Source organism: Dechloromonas sp. ZS-1 (assembly GCF_039649255.1).
Lineage (GTDB): Bacteria > Pseudomonadota > Gammaproteobacteria > Burkholderiales > Rhodocyclaceae > Azonexus.
The window spans coordinates 460,090-474,415 of record NZ_JBDIYD010000001.1; the positions used below are offsets into that span (position 1 = coordinate 460,090).

The 14,326-nt window shown below is 64.3% G+C and carries 18 protein-coding genes; 13 read left to right on the forward strand and 5 right to left on the reverse strand.

Annotation, left to right across the window (positions count from 1 at the left end; all coding sequences use genetic code 11):
- Positions 1 to 28: 28 nt before the first annotated feature.
- Positions 29 to 2,779 (reverse strand): DNA polymerase I, encoded by a 2,751-nt coding sequence (gene polA, locus AACO21_RS02285; RefSeq protein ID WP_346190860.1) that lies wholly within the window; start codon positions 2,777 to 2,779, stop codon positions 29 to 31.
- Between the two features lie 27 nt (positions 2,780 to 2,806).
- Between polA and AACO21_RS02290 the strand changes: the two genes are divergently transcribed.
- From AACO21_RS02290 to AACO21_RS02330, 9 genes are read left to right on the forward strand one after another with little or no spacing between them, the layout of a single operon-like run.
- A complete protein-coding gene (locus AACO21_RS02290; protein ID WP_346190967.1) occupies positions 2,807 to 3,511 on the forward strand; it encodes a TIGR00730 family Rossman fold protein in 705 nt (234 codons plus the stop codon).
- A gap of 32 nt (positions 3,512 to 3,543) precedes the next feature.
- Positions 3,544 to 3,873: a DUF2782 domain-containing protein gene (locus tag AACO21_RS02295; protein WP_346190861.1), complete on the forward strand. Its 330-nt coding sequence runs from the start codon at positions 3,544 to 3,546 to the stop codon at positions 3,871 to 3,873.
- A gap of 6 nt (positions 3,874 to 3,879) precedes the next feature.
- The gene (locus tag AACO21_RS02300) at positions 3,880 to 4,806 is read left to right on the forward strand and encodes a homoserine kinase (protein ID WP_346190862.1); all 927 of its coding nucleotides are present in this window, start codon (positions 3,880 to 3,882) and stop codon (positions 4,804 to 4,806) included.
- A gap of 9 nt (positions 4,807 to 4,815) precedes the next feature.
- Complete coding sequence (locus tag AACO21_RS02305; protein ID WP_346190863.1) at positions 4,816 to 5,562, forward strand: BPSS1780 family membrane protein; 747 nt, start codon at positions 4,816 to 4,818, stop codon at positions 5,560 to 5,562.
- A 1-nt stretch (position 5,563) separates the two neighbouring features.
- Positions 5,564 to 6,337: a BPSS1780 family membrane protein gene (locus AACO21_RS02310; protein ID WP_346190864.1), complete on the forward strand. Its 774-nt coding sequence runs from the start codon at positions 5,564 to 5,566 to the stop codon at positions 6,335 to 6,337.
- Positions 6,330 to 6,995 carry a nicotinate-nucleotide adenylyltransferase gene (nadD, locus tag AACO21_RS02315; protein WP_346190865.1) on the forward strand — a complete coding sequence of 222 codons (666 nt, stop codon included), beginning with the start codon at positions 6,330 to 6,332 and terminating at the stop codon, positions 6,993 to 6,995. Before AACO21_RS02310 ends, nadD begins: the two co-directional genes overlap by 8 nt.
- A complete protein-coding gene (rsfS, locus tag AACO21_RS02320) occupies positions 6,995 to 7,360 on the forward strand; it encodes a ribosome silencing factor (RefSeq protein ID WP_346190866.1) in 366 nt (121 codons plus the stop codon). The genes nadD and rsfS overlap by 1 nt, the downstream gene beginning before the upstream one ends.
- Entirely contained in the window at positions 7,357 to 7,827 is a 471-nt protein-coding gene (rlmH, locus tag AACO21_RS02325; RefSeq protein ID WP_346190867.1) for a 23S rRNA (pseudouridine(1915)-N(3))-methyltransferase RlmH, read from the forward strand. The genes rsfS and rlmH overlap by 4 nt, the downstream gene beginning before the upstream one ends.
- The gene (locus AACO21_RS02330) at positions 7,827 to 8,429 is read left to right on the forward strand and encodes a Maf family protein (RefSeq protein WP_346190868.1); all 603 of its coding nucleotides are present in this window, start codon (positions 7,827 to 7,829) and stop codon (positions 8,427 to 8,429) included. Before rlmH ends, AACO21_RS02330 begins: the two co-directional genes overlap by 1 nt.
- On the opposite strand, the gene AACO21_RS02335 is transcribed toward AACO21_RS02330, so the two are convergent.
- The 4 genes from AACO21_RS02335 to hpaR form a co-directional block, all read right to left on the reverse strand.
- Positions 8,426 to 9,514, reverse strand: coding sequence for a hypothetical protein (locus AACO21_RS02335; protein WP_346190869.1), 1,089 nt, complete (start codon positions 9,512 to 9,514; stop codon positions 8,426 to 8,428). The two genes, AACO21_RS02330 and AACO21_RS02335, sit on opposite strands and share 4 nt — an antisense overlap.
- Before the next feature lie 58 nt (positions 9,515 to 9,572).
- Complete coding sequence (locus AACO21_RS02340; protein WP_346190870.1) at positions 9,573 to 10,346, reverse strand: enoyl-CoA hydratase; 774 nt, start codon at positions 10,344 to 10,346, stop codon at positions 9,573 to 9,575.
- 139 nt (positions 10,347 to 10,485) lie between these two features.
- A complete protein-coding gene (locus tag AACO21_RS02345) occupies positions 10,486 to 11,118 on the reverse strand; it encodes a LysE family translocator (RefSeq protein WP_346190871.1) in 633 nt (210 codons plus the stop codon).
- A gap of 8 nt (positions 11,119 to 11,126) precedes the next feature.
- Positions 11,127 to 11,600, reverse strand: a complete 474-nt coding sequence (gene hpaR / locus AACO21_RS02350) for a homoprotocatechuate degradation operon regulator HpaR (protein WP_346190872.1) — start codon at positions 11,598 to 11,600, stop codon at positions 11,127 to 11,129.
- 102 nt (positions 11,601 to 11,702) lie between these two features.
- On the opposite strand from hpaR, the gene hpaA reads away from it, so the two are divergent.
- The 4 genes from hpaA to AACO21_RS02370 all read left to right on the forward strand — a co-directional run bounded on the left by hpaA (position 11,703) and on the right by AACO21_RS02370 (position 14,314).
- Positions 11,703 to 12,611 carry a 4-hydroxyphenylacetate catabolism regulatory protein HpaA gene (gene hpaA, locus AACO21_RS02355; RefSeq protein ID WP_346190873.1) on the forward strand — a complete coding sequence of 303 codons (909 nt, stop codon included), beginning with the start codon at positions 11,703 to 11,705 and terminating at the stop codon, positions 12,609 to 12,611.
- Positions 12,612 to 12,726: 115 nt separating this feature from the next.
- Positions 12,727 to 12,981, forward strand: coding sequence for a phenol hydroxylase subunit (locus AACO21_RS02360; protein ID WP_346190874.1), 255 nt, complete (start codon positions 12,727 to 12,729; stop codon positions 12,979 to 12,981).
- A gap of 60 nt (positions 12,982 to 13,041) precedes the next feature.
- Positions 13,042 to 14,034 (forward strand): phenol hydroxylase, encoded by a 993-nt coding sequence (locus AACO21_RS02365; protein WP_346190875.1) that lies wholly within the window; start codon positions 13,042 to 13,044, stop codon positions 14,032 to 14,034.
- A 10-nt stretch (positions 14,035 to 14,044) separates the two neighbouring features.
- Positions 14,045 to 14,314, forward strand: coding sequence for an MmoB/DmpM family protein (locus tag AACO21_RS02370; RefSeq protein ID WP_346190876.1), 270 nt, complete (start codon positions 14,045 to 14,047; stop codon positions 14,312 to 14,314).
- Positions 14,315 to 14,326 lie beyond the last annotated feature (12 nt).

Genomic DNA, 14,326 nt, shown 5'->3' on the forward strand with positions numbered 1-14,326 from the left:
GGGCAGTATACCTTTGGAATGCGCTGGGTCAGTGCGCCGCTTCCCAGCTTGCCCCCTGGCCCAGCTCCACAATCAGCGGCACACGCAGGTTGCCGATGTGACCCATGTGTTTGGGCAGTTCGAGCTGGATGTGCGGGATTTCATCATCCGGTACTTCCAGCACCAGTTCATCATGCACTTGCAGCAGAAGCCGGGTACGTAATGCGGACGTATTCAGCCAGCCTTGCACAGCCACCATCGCCAGTTTGATCAGATCGGCGGCCGTCCCCTGCATCGGGGCGTTGATGGCGGCGCGTTCGGCGGCTTGGCGGCGGTTGCCGTTGCTGCTGCGGATTTCCGGGAAATAGAGGCGTCGACCGAAGACGGTTTCGACGTAGCCGTGCTGGCGCGCAAATTCGCGGGCTTCTTCCATGTAGCGGGCGACACCCGGATAGCGTGTGAAGTAGCGGTCGATGTAGGTCTGGGCTGCGCTGCGTTCGAGGCCGAGCTGGCGGGCGAGGCCGAAGGCGCTCATGCCGTAGATCAGGCCGAAGTTGATGCTCTTGGCGACGCGGCGTTGATCCGGGCCGACCTCCAGCGGCGTGACACCGAAAATCTCGGCGGCCGTCGCGCGGTGCACGTCCTCGCCTTGGGCAAAGGCCTGGAGGAGGCGCTCGTCACCGGAGAGGTGGGCCATGATGCGCAGTTCGATCTGCGAATAGTCGGCGGAGACAATCCGGTAACCCGCCGGCGCAACGAAGGCGGTACGGATGCGGCGGCCTTCTTCGGTGCGTACCGGGATGTTCTGCAGGTTGGGCTCGCTCGAGGCCAGACGACCGGTCACCACGGAGGCTTGCGAATAGTGCGTGTGCACGCGCCCGGTGCTGGGCTCGATCATGCGCGGCAGCTTGTCGGTGTAAGTGCCTTTGAGCTTGGAGAGGCTGCGGTGTTCGAGCAGCAGCTTGGGCAGCGGGTAGTCGAGCGCCAGTTCGGAGAGCACTTCCTCATCGGTCGACGGCGCACCGGAGGCGGTTTTCTTCTTCACCGGCAGGCCGAGTTTGCCGAAGAGGATTTCCCCCAGTTGCTTCGGCGAAGCCAGATTGAAGGGCTGACCGGCGAGCTCGTAAGCCTGGGTTTCCAGCTTCATCAGGGTCTGACCGATTTCGTGGCTTTGCCGGGCCAGGGCGTCCCCGTCGATGAGGACGCCGGTACGTTCCATCTGCCAGATCACCGGACGGGCCGGCAGTTCGATCTCGTGATAGATGCGCGACAGGCCGGGCTCGGCGCAGACCTGCGGATACAGCACCTGGTGGATGCGCAGGGTCATGTCTGCATCTTCGGCGGCGTACTGGGCGGCGCGTTCGAGATCGACCTGATCGAAGGTGATCTGCTTGGCACCCTTGCCGCACAGGTCTTCGTAGGCGATGGTGTCGAGGCCGAGATGGCGCTTGCAGAGCTGCCCGAGGTCGTGGCCCTTGTCGGATTCGAGGACGTAGCTTTGCAGCAGGGTGTCATGGGCGACACCGGCCAGCGCAATGCCGTGATTGGCGAAGACGTGCTGGTCATACTTGGCGTTTTGTAGCACTTTCCGACGGTCGACCGCCTCCAGCCAGGGTTTCAGGCGGGCCAGCACCGCCTCGCACGGCAGCTGGTCAGGTACCCCCGGCGCGGTGTGGGCGAGCGGGATGTAGCAGGCTTCACCCGCTGTCACGGCCAGCGAGATGCCGACAATGCGGGCGGCAAACGGGTCGAGGCTGTTGGTTTCCGTGTCGAGCGCGGTCAGTTCGGCGGCCTCGATGGCGGCCAGCCAGCGGTCGAAATCGGCCCAGTCCAGAATGGTTTCGTAGCGCAGGGTCGCCGGCGGCGTCGGTAGGTCCGCCGGGGCCGGGCTGTCCGCTGCGCTTGATCCTGGCGGCGAGACGCTGGCCGGGGTGTGGGCGGCCGTCGGCGGCGTGCCGCTTTCGACCTCGCGCAGCCAGGTGCGGAAACCGTAGCGGCCGTAGAGGGTACGCAGCGTATCGATATCGAGCGGGCTGGCGGTCAACGTGCCGGGGGCGGGCAAATCGGGCAGGTCGCAGACCACGGTAACGAGTTTCCGGCCGAGCGGGAGGAAATCGAGGTGGTCGCGCAGGTTCTGGCCGACCACGCCGGTGATCTTGTCGGCGTTTTCGACGATGCCATCGAGCGAGCCGTACTGGGTCAGCCATTTGACGGCGGTCTTGGGGCCGCATTTGCTGACGCCGGGCACGCCGTCGACGGTGTCGCCAACCAGGGCCAAGTAATCGACGATGCGGGTCGGCGGTACGCCGAACTTGGCTTCGACGCCAGCCGCATCGAGCAGCTCGTTGCTCATCGTGTTGTACCAGCGCACACGGTCGTTGACGAGCTGGGTCAGGTCCTTGTCGCCGGTCGAAATCAGGGTGTCGATGCCGGCGGCGGTGGCCTGCGTCGCCAGCGTGCCGATGACATCGTCGGCTTCCACGCCGTCGACCGTCAGAACCGGCCAGCCTGCCGCCTTGATCGCGGCATGGATGGGCTCGATCTGGGCGCGCAGATCGTCCGGCATGGGCGGGCGGTGCGCCTTGTATTCCGGGTACCAGTCGTCGCGGAAGGTCTTGCCCTTCGGATCGAAGACAACGGCCTTGTAGTCTGCCTTGTAGTCGCTTTCCAGGCGGCGTAGCATGTTCAACACGCCGTACAGGGCGCCGGTCGGCTCTCCCGCCTGATTGCGCAGGTCCGGCAGGGCATGGAAGGCGCGATACAAATAGGACGAACCGTCCACCAACAACAAGAGAGGCATACCGTGACAGAGAGCGAAAAACTGGTGATGGGGGTGGAGACCGAGGCGCAGTTGAAAAACACCACGGCCCGCGAGTCCTGGCGGATTTTCGGCATTATGTCAGAGTTCGTCGAGGCGACCGAACGCCTGTCGGCGATCCGTCCCGCCGTGACCATCTTCGGCAGCGCCCGGACGCGCCCGGATTCTCCCTACTACATGCTCACCGAGCAGCTTTCCCGGTTGCTCTCCGATGCCGGCTTCTCGGTCATCTCGGGCGGTGGCCCGGGCATCATGGAAGCGGCGAACAAGGGGGCCTATTTCGGCAAGTCGCCTTCGGTCGGCCTCAATATCCAGCTGCCGCATGAACAGCGTTCCAATCCGTATCAGGACATTTCCCAGACCTTCCGCCATTTCTTCGCGCGCAAGTACATGTTTGTCCGCTTTGCCAGCGCCTATGTCGTGATGCCCGGCGGTTTCGGGACGCTCGATGAACTGATGGAGGCACTGACCCTGATCCAGACCGGCAAGGCCCGCAAGATTCCGCTCATCCTCGTGTGCTCGGAGTTCTGGGGCGGACTGATCGACTGGTTCAAGGACCGCCTGGTCAAGGAAGGCATGGTCGATCCCGAGGACATGCATCTGATCCAGCTGATCGACGAGCCGAAGGACGTGGTCGAAGCGATTTTCAAGCACTACGAGGCCCGCCCCTTCGGCCCGCTGCCGAATGAGCACGAGATGATGCTCAACCTGTAATAAAATTCAGGGAGATCAATCAAGGAGTGCCCATGCGCCGCCTACTTTCCGTTTTCCTGTTGCTGGCCTCGTCCGCCTGGGCGCAGCCGGCCGACGTGCAGCCCTTGCCGGCCGTGCCGCCGCCACCGCCCGGCATGGAAGCCTTTGACGCCGCGCTCGAACCGCAGGTGACCATCGTCAAGCAGGAGCGTGAGACGCGCGAGGAATTCCGCATCAAGGGCAAGTTGTACATGGTCAAGGTGACACCGGCTGTCGGCAAGCCCTATTACCTCGTTGACCGTCAGGGTGACGGCAACTTCATCGAGGCCGATGTGGCGCCGAACCCCGTGCGCCCGCCGATGTGGATCATTCATAGCTGGTAAGTCCCGTTGTCCGTCTATACCGTGGTTGGCCGCGACGAACTTGCGGCCTGGCTCCAGCCCCTCGGGCTGGGCGCGCTGATCGATCATGCCGGCATCGCTGCCGGCATGCAGAACTCCAACTATTTCGTGACGACGGCCAGCGGCCGTTACGTCCTGACCTTGTTCGAGCAGATCGATCCGGCTGAACTCGATTTCTATCTGGCCCTGCAGGCGCATCTGGCGGCAGCCGGGGTGCCTGCCCCGCAGCCCTTTGCCGATCCGGCCGGCCGGCGCTGGCGGATGCTCTGTGGCAAGCCGGCGGCCTTGTGTTCCTGCCTGCCCGGCCAGGCCGTGGAGGCGCCGGATGTGGTGCAGTGCGCCGCGCTCGGACGTGCCCTGGCGCAGTTGCATGGCGCGGCGCAAAATTTCCCGAATCCGCTGCCCAACCCCTGCGGTGCAGCCTGGCGGGCCCAGGTCGGAGCGCGTCTCCTGACCGTGCTGGCCGACGACGAGGCCGCCCTGCTCGCGGACGAACTGGCCTATCAGGCCAGCCAGGACTGGTCCGAGCTGCCGCGCGGGGTGATTCATGCCGATCTGTTCCGCGATAACGCCTTGTGGTCGGCCGACGGTCAACTGTCTGGCGTGCTCGATTTCTATTTTGCCGGCGAGGACGCCTTGCTCTTCGACCTCGCCGTTGTGGTCAATGACTGGTGCACCGATGCCGATCGCTATCGTGCGCTGGTTGCCGGTTATGCCGGCGGTCGACCGCTCACCGAGGCCGAAATCCGGGCCTGGCCGGCGGTGCGGCGGGCGGCAGCCCTGCGTTTCTGGCTCCTGCGTCTGGAAGCCAGGCACATGCCGCGAGCGGGCGAGGTCGTGACCCGCAAGAATCCGGACGAATTCCGCCACCTTCTGGCACAGATCCGGCTTGATCCCGGCCAACTCACTGGTTAGCATCCGCGCATGAACGAGACCCCCGCTTTCCCCATTGCCCCCCGTCCCTTCCGTGGCGACAGCCGTGCCGTCGATCCCGGCGCCTGCTTCGACTGGATGCGCCAGGGCTGGGCCATGTTCCTCGCCCATCCGGGTATCTGGCTGGGCAGCACCGTCCTGCTGCTGGTCATGCTGATGGCGATTTCCATCGTGCCGATTTTCGGCCAGATTGCCGCTCACCTGCTGGTGCCGCTGTTCGGCGCCGGCATGATCCAGCTCTGCAAGCATGTGGCCGAGGAGACCGATCCGCAGATCGGCGATCTGTTTGCCGGCTTCCGCCACAATGCCGGGCAACTGGTCATGGTCGGCGTGCTCTTCGCGCTGGGCGTTTTCGGCATCGCGTTTCTGGCCTTCCTGTTGATCAGCGGCGGCATTCTGGGGGCGGGTATTTCCGGGCGTGTCGGCAGTTTTGGTATTGCCCTGGGCAGTGTCATGCTGGCCGGGCTGCTCGTCATGCTGCTCTCCATTCCGGTCATCATGGCCACCTGGTTTGCGCCGGCGCTTGTGCTGCTGCACGACATGAAGCCGGTCGATGCGATGAAGGCGAGCTTTGCGGCGGGGCTGCAAAACTGGCTGCCCATGCTGGTGTTCGGCATTTTCCTGGTGGTGGCCCTGTTCTTCGCCATGTTGCCGCTGATGCTCGGTCTGCTGCTCTTCATGCCGGTGTTTTCGGGGGCGGTCTATGCCTCCTACCGTGACATCTTCACCGAGGTCTGAGATGCGTGCTCAGCAGGTTCCTTCCTCCGCCGGCTGGCGCTGGCTGCTGGGCGGCTTTGCCTTGTACCGGCGCGCGCCCCTGACTTACTCGATGCTGGTCATGACCTATTGGTTCGTGGTCGTTTTCCTGAATGTCGTGCCGGTACTGGGGGCCTTGCTCGCGGCGATGGTAGTGCCCGGTCTGTCGGTTGGGCTGATGCAGGGCGCGCGCCATCTTGAACGCGGCCTGCCGATTGGCCTGCAGACCCTGTTTGGCGGCCTCAAGGAGAATGCCCGGACCCTCTGCCTGCTCGGTGCGCTTTACCTGCTGGTGACCCTGGGCATTCTCGGTGTCTCCTCCCTCTTCGACGGCGGCGACATGCTGCGTTACATGCTCGCCAACAGCCGGGCCGAACGGGCGGCGGTCGAGGATGCCGATTTTCTCCTGCCGTCACTGGTGGTCATGACCCTGCTGGTGCCGGTCATGATGGCCTGGTGGTTTGCCCCGGTGCTGGCCGGCTGGCATCGTCAGTCGGCTGCCAAGGCCCTGTTTTTCAGCTTCATCGCCTGCTGGATGAACTGGCGCGCCTTTCTCGCCTACAGCGTTGCCCTGATGCTCTTCGCCATGTTGCTGCCGGGCATCCTGCTTGCCCTGCTGATGATCGTGGTGCCGGGTGCGCAGGAATTGGCCACCACCCTGATCCTCATGCCCATGCTGCTGATCATCGCGCCCAGTGTGTTCGCCAGCTTCTACGCGAGCTATCGCGACATCTTCGGCATTTCCGAAATTGTCTGACACCCTGCCTGCGCCGCTCGGCCTCTTTGGCGGTACCTTCGACCCGGTTCATTACGGCCATCTGCGTCTGGCCGAAGAGTCGATGACCCACCTCGGCCTGGGCGGCGTGCGCTGGATTCCGGCCGGGCAGCCGCCGCATCGCGGCACGCCGCAGGTGACGGCGGCGCAGCGCCTGGAGATGGTCGGGCGGTCGACCGCCGGCAACGGCCATTTTTCGGTCGATCCCGCCGAGGTGCTGGCCGACGCGCCGAGTTACACCGTGCATACGCTGACCCGCCTGCGTGCCGAACTCGGGCCGGCACAGCCCTTGGTCCTGCTGGTCGGTGCGGATGCCTTTGCCGGCCTGCCGAGCTGGCATCGCTGGCAGGATCTGCTCGACCTGACTCACGTCGCAGTCTCGCATCGTCCGGGATTCCCGATTGAGCCGCACAGCCTGCCGGCCCCGCTGGCCGAGGCTTTCCGGCAGCGCCGGCTCGATGATGTCGGCGGATTGAGGACGGCCCCCGGCGGGCGCATCGTCACCTTTGCCATGACCCAACTTGCCATTTCGGCAACCCAGATTCGAAAACTCCTGGCCAACGGCCTGTCGGCGCGCTATTTGCTGCCCGACGACGTTCTCGACTATATTCAAACCCACTCTCTTTATAGAAACGCCTGATGGACATCCGCAAGCTGCAAAAAATCGTCGTATCCGCCCTCGAAGACATCAAGGGTAAGGAGATCGAAGTCATCAACACCACCAAGCTGACCTCGATGTTCGATCGTCTGGTCATTGCCACCGGCGACTCCAACCGCCAGGTCAAGGCCCTGGCCCGCAACGTCCAGGACAAGGTGCGTGAAGCCGGCGGCGAGATCATCTCCACCGAAGGCGAAGACACCGGTGAATGGGTGCTGGTCGATCTGGGCGACCTCGTCGTCCACGTCATGCAGCCCACCGTGCGTCAGTACTACAACCTCGAAGAGCTCTGGCAGGCGACGCCGGCGCAACGCCGCAAGCTGACGGAGCAGGCCGCCGAAGAATGAAACTCGCCATCCTTGCCGTCGGCCACCGCCAACCCGGCTGGGTCGATGAAGGCTGTGCCGAGTATCTGAAGCGCATGCCGCGCGAGCTGGCGATGACCGTCACGGAAATCAAGCCCGAGCCGCGCGGCTCCAAAACCCGCGAGCAACTGCTCGCCGCCGAGAAAGCCCGCCTCCGCGAGGCCCTGCCCGGCAGTTGCCGCCTCGTCGTGCTCGACGAAAAAGGCGACGACCTGACCACCATGAAGCTCGCCAAGCGCCTCGAAACCTGGATGCAGGACGGGCGCGACGTGGCGCTGCTGATCGGTGGCGCCGACGGGTTGGACGAAGAATTCAAGCAACAGGCCGATGACAAGCTGCGCCTCTCCAGCCTGACCCTGCCGCATGGCATGGCCCGGCTGCTGCTTTGCGAACAGCTGTATCGCGCCCATACCGTTCTGAAAAACCACCCCTACCACCGGGAGGGCTGATGCGTCTCTACCTCGCTTCCCGCAGTCCACGCCGCCGTGAGTTGCTGCACCAGATCGGCGTTGAATTCGACACCCTGGCCTATTCGGAAGGGCCCTACGGTCACTTCGAAACCGACGAAACGCCGCTGCCGGACGAAGATCCGGTGCTCTATGTGGAACGCGTGACGCGCGCCAAGGCCGAGCATGGCGAGGTGATCGTGCGCGAACGCCACCTGCCGCCGCGTCCCATCCTCGCTGCCGACACCACGCTCGCCTTCGAGGGCGGCATCATCGGCAAGCCGGTCGATCAGGCCGATGCCACGGCCATTCTCAAACGCCTCTCCGGGCGCACCCACCGTGTCCTGACCGGTGTCGCCATCTCCTTCCAGGGGCGCACCGAATACGTCCTCTCGTCCAGCCAGGTGCATTTCCGCCCCATCGACGACGAGGAAATCCGCCACTACGTGCTCTCCGGCGAACCCATGGACAAAGCCGGGGCCTACGGCATTCAGGGGCGTGCCGGGCTTTTTGTCGAACACATTTCCGGCAGCTACACCGGCATCATGGGTTTGCCGGTCTGCGAAACGGGCGAACTGCTCAAGCGCTTCGGCTGGAAATTTTAGCCTGCTGCCCGGGCAGGGCTGACGGTCGACCGGCCTGGATGGGCCAAATCCAGGAGCATGCTTGCCGCAATGTCTGCGCCGTCCGCGATCGGGCGGGCGGGGGCGGTTTGGGCCCGGAGTGCGCTCAGCGCGTCGCTCAGGTGTCCGGTGCGGACCGCTTCTTCCTCAACACAATACGCGCGGCCATGCTGGTGCAGCCAGTCGATCAGCGCATCCTGCTCCGGCCAGTCGGCGCGGCGCTGGTAGAGGACGGGGGTGCCATGACAGGCAGCTTCGGTGAACGTGCCGTAGCCGGGCTTGGTGAGCACGGCATCGATGCTGCAGAGCAGGTCGGTGAAACCGAGGCCCAGGCTTTCCTGCGTGATGGCGTCCGGATGCACACAGCCCCAGGCGGCCGGGACGATCCAGCGTAGTCCGGGCTGGCGGGGCCAGGTTTCGATGGGCAGACGGTGCGCGATGCCGCCCATGGCGACCAGCACGTAGCGGCTGTCCGGCTCGGGTAGCGGATGGCGCCGACCGAGGGCGGCGATGGGCGGGATGGCGCATTGCCGGGGCAGGGCGGGCATGGCCATGGCGGGGGTGCAGCGCAGGAAGCAGCGCACGCTTTGGTAGGCGCTGAGCAGATCGTGGTGGATTGGTGCAGCCCACGCCAGGTGACCGAAAAAATGGGCGAAGAGGTCGGCCCAGTTCAGCGAACACAGCGCGGCGCTCGGGATCCCCGCGATGGCCGCACCGGCAAGCGGCAGGTCGCTGATGTTGCTGAGGACCAGATCGGGCCTCAGGCTGTCGAGCAGGCGTGCTTCGGCGGCAAGGCGGGCCGGCCGGTCCGCGTGGGCCGCCTGGTAGGCACGGGCGCTGGCTTCCAGATCGACACAGGTGGCATCGCGCATCATGAAGCCGAAATCGGTGGCCTCGGGCAGATGGGTGAAGGGCGCCTGAATGCGCGTCTGGAGAAAGTCGAGCGGCAGACCGGTGCGCACGGTGAGGCGCAGGTCGGGCTGCAGGCGGGCCAGGGCATTGAGCACGGGCGCGCTGATCGCCAGATGGCCGAAGCCGTGGCTGGAAATATCGGTGAACAGATGCATGCCGGGATGCGTGCCGACCAGGGCGGATTTGGGCCGCCCCGGCCGGTCGACCGTCGGATCAGCGGTGCTTGAAGGTCGGTTTGCGCTTTTCGGCGAAGGCGGCCATGCCTTCCTTCTGGTCTTCCAGCGCGAAAGCCGAATGGAACACGCGGCGCTCGAAGAGCAGGCCTTCGTTGAGGCTGGATTCGTAGGCGCGATTGACGCATTCCTTGATCATCATGACCACCGGCAGCGAGAAGTTGGCGATGGTCTGCGCGGCCTTCAGGGTTTCTTCGAGCAGTTGATCGGCCGGGTAGATGCGGGCAACGAGGCCGGCCTTTTCCGCCTCGTTGGCATCCATGAAACGCGCGGTCAGGCAGAGGTCCATGGCCTTCGCCTTGCCGACGGCACGCGGCAGGCGCTGGCTGCCGCCGGCGCCGGGCAGGGTGCCGAGCTTGACTTCAGGCTGGCCGAACTTGGCGGTGTCAGCGGCGAAGATCATGTCGCACATCATCGCCATTTCGCAGCCGCCGCCGAGGGCGAAGCCGGAAACCGCGGCGATCACCGGCTTGCGGGCGGTCTTGATGCGCTCCCAGTTGCGGGTGATGAAGTCGGTCTTGTAGGCGTGCATGTAGTCGAAGTCCTTCATGAAGCCGATGTCGGCCCCGGCGGCGAAGGCTTTTTCGTTGCCGGTGAGGACGATGCAGCCGATGGCTTCGTCGGCTTCGAAGGCGTCGATGGCGGCACCGATGCCGTCGACGACGTCGTTGTTCAAGGCATTCATGGCCTCGGGACGGTTGATGCGGATGAGGCCGACGCGGCCGTGGATTTCAGTCAGCACGACTTGGGACATGGGTGTTCTCCTGGGTGTTGTTGTTGATTGTTGCCGGCCCGGGCAGGACGCCTGCATGAGCCGGGCAGTCCGCCATCTTAGCCTTTGCCGGGGGCGCGGGCCAAGCCTTGGCCGGTCGCTGGGGAAACGCAACCGATGCTCAGGCAACAAACAGGAGATGCAGGCCGAGCAGGACGAAGAGCAGGCCGGTGGTCCGTTCAAGGCGGCAACTGAGGCCGGGGTAGCGGGCAAGCAAGCCGCCCAGGCGGCCTGCTGCGATGGCGATCAGGCTGAACAGCAGGGCGGCCTGCAGGGTGAAGAGCAGGCCCAGCTGGGCAATCTGCAGCGCCATGTCACCCCGCCCCGGCGCCACGAAGGGGGGCAGGAAGGCCAGGAAAAACACGACCACCTTGGGATTGATCGCATTGGCGATCAAGCCACGGCGGAAAAGCTGGCCGGGGGTGTCATCCGGTGTCGGGCGACGGTCGACCGTCGCCGGGGCCGCATTTTTCAGGGCCTGGATGCCGAGCCAGAGCAGGTAGAGCCCACCCGCGCCTTTCAGGATGCCGAAGGCGAGCGGGCTGGCAGCGATCAGCGCGCCAATGCCGAGTGTGGCGAGCAGGGTGTGGCTCAGGCAACCGGCCGCGCAGCCCAGGCCGAAGGCCATTCCGGCGCGCCGCCCGCGGCTGGCCCCCAGGGCGAGGACGAGCAGGTTGTCGGGGCCGGGCGCGAGGGTGAGCAGACTGGCTGCGGCAAGAAATCCGAGGGCCTGCTCCGGCGTGAGCAGCGGCATGGGGACGCTCAGTCCCAGTTCTTGCGCGGGGGCAGCGGCACTTGCGGAATCGGGCCGCGCTCGGCCGAAATCACCTTGTCCATGACCTCGTAGAGTTCCTGAATCAGGGCCGGCCCGAAGGCCTGTTCGATGATCTTGTACTGCTCGACGATGAGCGGCCCGAGTTCGGCGACCAGGGCTTCGGCTTTGGGCGTCAGGCGCACGATGACGCGGCGCTGGTCCTCGGCCATGCGGGTGCGGGTGACCAGGCCCATGTCTTCCATGCGCGACAGGACGCCGGTCAGGCTGGGACTGAGGATCTGACAGATCTCGCAGATCTCGCGCGGTTCGAGCTGTCCGGTCTCGTTCACCGTACGCAGGATGCGCCATTGCTGCTCGGTCAGGCCGAAGTGGGTGATGATCGGGCGGAAATGGCACAAGAGTTCCTCGCGGGCGCGGAGGAAGAGTTGCGGCAGGTTACGGTAGGCAAGTTTGCGGGGCATGGCGAAGCCGGATGATTGACCGGGAGGGGAGGCTGTCTTTAGACTACCTTAATATATTAACGATTGCCGGGGTAGATCGGCAACGGCGCAGGAGACATTGGCATGAAAACAGGTGGCGTCCAGCCCATTCCCGACATCCATATCGGGCGGGCTTACGATCAGCGCGATCCCGAGTGCGAGATCCATTACGAGACCTTCGGCCGCCTCGCCGACTTTTTCGGGCGCAACACGCCGGCCCATCGCCATTACTGTTTTTTTCAGATTCACCTGCTGGAACGCGGCAGCATCAACCTGAATCTGGATGGTCAGGTCTATGCCGGCAAGGCCCCCTTGCTCATTTTCACGCCGCCGACCATCCCGCATGCCTTTTATTCCGAGGAAGACTCCGACGGCCACGTGCTGACCATCCGTCAGGAAGTGGTGCGGGCCTGGTTTCAGTCCATGCCGGGCCAGTGGCCGGAATCGCTCTTGCGCGAACCGGCCTTTGTCGAACTCGCCGACGTGGCCGAGACACCTTCCTACCAGCGCCTCCTGGCCTGGGTGCAGTTGCTGCAGCAGGAATTCGGGCAGGACGAGAAAGGTCGAGCGGCCGCCTTGCTGGCGCTCGGGCAGGGCATTCTGATCGAACTGGCGCGCATTTTGACGGCGCACGGCACGTCGACCGTCGCCCGTCCGGAACGGAGCGAAGATCTGCGCGTCTTCCTGAGTTTTTGCGATCTGGTCGAAGCGCATTTCCGCGATCACCTGACGCTCACCGATTACGCCGGGCATCTCAAGGTGACCGAGGCGCGCCTGAACGACATCTGCCGGCGCATGGCCAACCGGCCGTCGAAAGAGGTGGTGCATGAGCGTTTGCTGCAGGAGGCCTGTCGCCTGTTGCGCTACTCCGCCGTGCCTGTCACCGAAATCAGCTACCAGCTCGGTTTTGCCGATCCGGCCTACTTCTCGCGCTTTTTCACCAAACGCGCCGGAATGCCGCCCAGCCAGTTTCGCGCCGCCGAACACGGCTGAGGGTTACGAAAAGTACAAGTCGTTTCCCCAAACGTCCATTTATTAATATCTTAGTAAAAGTTTTAATGCAGCCATGAGACAGCGACCGTGTGGTCGTGGCATGGAGGAGAGAGACATGGCATCTGGTTCGTTCGACATCACGCGCAAGTTCGTGCGCGTCATGGGCACCCTGCCCAACGGGATGATCGAGTTCGAGTTTGCGGTCGGCGATCCCGATGTCTGCGCCGAGCTGGTCATGCCCAAGGCCGCCTTCGAGGCCTTCTGTGCTGACAACCAGGTCGAGTTCCTGAACGACATGACCAAGCCGGATGGCGATGCCGCCGATTTCCAGTGGGGCATGCATCAGGCCACGCACCAGCGTTTCCGTTAAGGGTTTTTGCATTTTCGGTGCGGTCGACCGCATCCCAACATCTATTTCGAGGAGACACACATGGCAATTGATTTGCGGACGGTCAGCATCACGCCGCTGCGCCAGACCTTTGGTCACCTGGCGCGCCGCATGGGCGCCGACAAGCCGGCTTCGCGCTATCTGGAAGCGACCATGGACCTGCAGCCGGTGGAAAACTACCACTACCGCCCGACCTGGGAACCGGAACGCGACATCTTCGATACGCGCCGCACCGCGATCACCATGAAGGACTGGTATGCCCTGAAGGACCCGCGCCAGTACTACTACGGCGCCTGGACCCTGGCGCGCGGCAAGATGCAGGAAATCGCCGAAGGTGATTTCGATCTGGTCGAGGACCTCGGCCTCGCCGCCGCCTACCCGGCCGCCGGCAAGGAACGCGCGCTCAAGGTCTTCCTGCCGCTGCGCCATGTGGCCTGGGGCTCGAACCTGAACAAGGCCTATGTCTCTTCCTACGCCTACGGCATTGCCATGTCGCAGGCCGCCTGCTACGCGTCGATGGACCAGTTGGGCGTCGCCCAGTACGTGAGCCGCCTCGGCCTCGCTTTCAACGACCTCGATGCCCTGGCCGAGGCCAAGACCGCCTGGCTGCAAGGCGCCGAATGGCAGGAACTGCGCCGCTACATGGAAGACGTGATGGTCGGCCAGGACTGGTTCGAAGTCCTGATCGCCCAGGATTTCGCGCTTGAAGGCCTGCTCTACCCGCTGATCTACGAGCGCTTCAACGAAAAGCTGAACGCCGCGCACGGCCCGGTCTTCTCGATGCTGACCCGCTTCCAGCGCGAATGGTTCGGCGAGACCAGCAAGTGGCTCGACGCCGTGCTCAAGGCCTGCGCTGCCGACAATCCCGAGAACAAGGCGCAGCTCGCCACCTGGATCAAGGCCTGGCGCGAGCGTGCCCTGGTCGCCCTGAAGCCGGTTGCTGCCCTGGCCTTCGGCGACGAAGCCGACGCGATTCTCGAAGAACTCGTCCAGAACCTGACTGCCCGCGCCGCCAAGGCCGGCATCGCCCTGTAAAGGAAGCACCATGTCCAACGCCTTCATCGCCTTTCAGAAGAACGACGACTCCCGCTGCATCGTCGAGGCCATCCTCGAAGACAACCCGAACGCCATGGTCGATGACCAGCCGTCGATGGTGAAGATCGACGTGCCGAACCGCCTGGTCATCAAGCGCGAGACCGTCGAAGAGAAGATGGGCCGTGCCTTTGATCTGCAGGAACTGCAACTGCACCTGATCACGATTTCCGGCCATCTCGACGAGACCGACGACGAATTCACCCTGAGCTGGAATTCCTGATTCCGGCTGCCA

What these genes read in the sequence shown, in the direction of transcription:
- polA (WP_346190860.1), bottom strand. Translation starts at nt 2,779, where the DNA reads ATGCCTCTCTTGTTGTTGGTGGACGGTTCGTCCTATTTGTATCGCGCC.
- AACO21_RS02290 (WP_346190967.1), top strand. Translation starts at nt 2,807, where the DNA reads ATGGGGGTGGAGACCGAGGCGCAGTTGAAAAACACCACGGCCCGCGAG.
- AACO21_RS02295 (WP_346190861.1), top strand. Translation starts at nt 3,544, where the DNA reads ATGCGCCGCCTACTTTCCGTTTTCCTGTTGCTGGCCTCGTCCGCCTGG.
- AACO21_RS02305 (WP_346190863.1), top strand. Translation starts at nt 4,816, where the DNA reads ATGAACGAGACCCCCGCTTTCCCCATTGCCCCCCGTCCCTTCCGTGGC.
- AACO21_RS02310 (WP_346190864.1), top strand. Translation starts at nt 5,564, where the DNA reads ATGCGTGCTCAGCAGGTTCCTTCCTCCGCCGGCTGGCGCTGGCTGCTG.
- rsfS (WP_346190866.1), top strand. Translation starts at nt 6,995, where the DNA reads ATGGACATCCGCAAGCTGCAAAAAATCGTCGTATCCGCCCTCGAAGAC.
- rlmH (WP_346190867.1), top strand. Translation starts at nt 7,357, where the DNA reads ATGAAACTCGCCATCCTTGCCGTCGGCCACCGCCAACCCGGCTGGGTC.
- AACO21_RS02330 (WP_346190868.1), top strand. Translation starts at nt 7,827, where the DNA reads ATGCGTCTCTACCTCGCTTCCCGCAGTCCACGCCGCCGTGAGTTGCTG.
- AACO21_RS02335 (WP_346190869.1), bottom strand. Translation starts at nt 9,514, where the DNA reads ATGCATCTGTTCACCGATATTTCCAGCCACGGCTTCGGCCATCTGGCG.
- AACO21_RS02340 (WP_346190870.1), bottom strand. Translation starts at nt 10,346, where the DNA reads ATGTCCCAAGTCGTGCTGACTGAAATCCACGGCCGCGTCGGCCTCATC.
- AACO21_RS02345 (WP_346190871.1), bottom strand. Translation starts at nt 11,118, where the DNA reads ATGCCGCTGCTCACGCCGGAGCAGGCCCTCGGATTTCTTGCCGCAGCC.
- hpaR (WP_346190872.1), bottom strand. Translation starts at nt 11,600, where the DNA reads ATGCCCCGCAAACTTGCCTACCGTAACCTGCCGCAACTCTTCCTCCGC.
- hpaA (WP_346190873.1), top strand. Translation starts at nt 11,703, where the DNA reads ATGAAAACAGGTGGCGTCCAGCCCATTCCCGACATCCATATCGGGCGG.
- AACO21_RS02360 (WP_346190874.1), top strand. Translation starts at nt 12,727, where the DNA reads ATGGCATCTGGTTCGTTCGACATCACGCGCAAGTTCGTGCGCGTCATG.
- AACO21_RS02365 (WP_346190875.1), top strand. Translation starts at nt 13,042, where the DNA reads ATGGCAATTGATTTGCGGACGGTCAGCATCACGCCGCTGCGCCAGACC.
- AACO21_RS02370 (WP_346190876.1), top strand. Translation starts at nt 14,045, where the DNA reads ATGTCCAACGCCTTCATCGCCTTTCAGAAGAACGACGACTCCCGCTGC.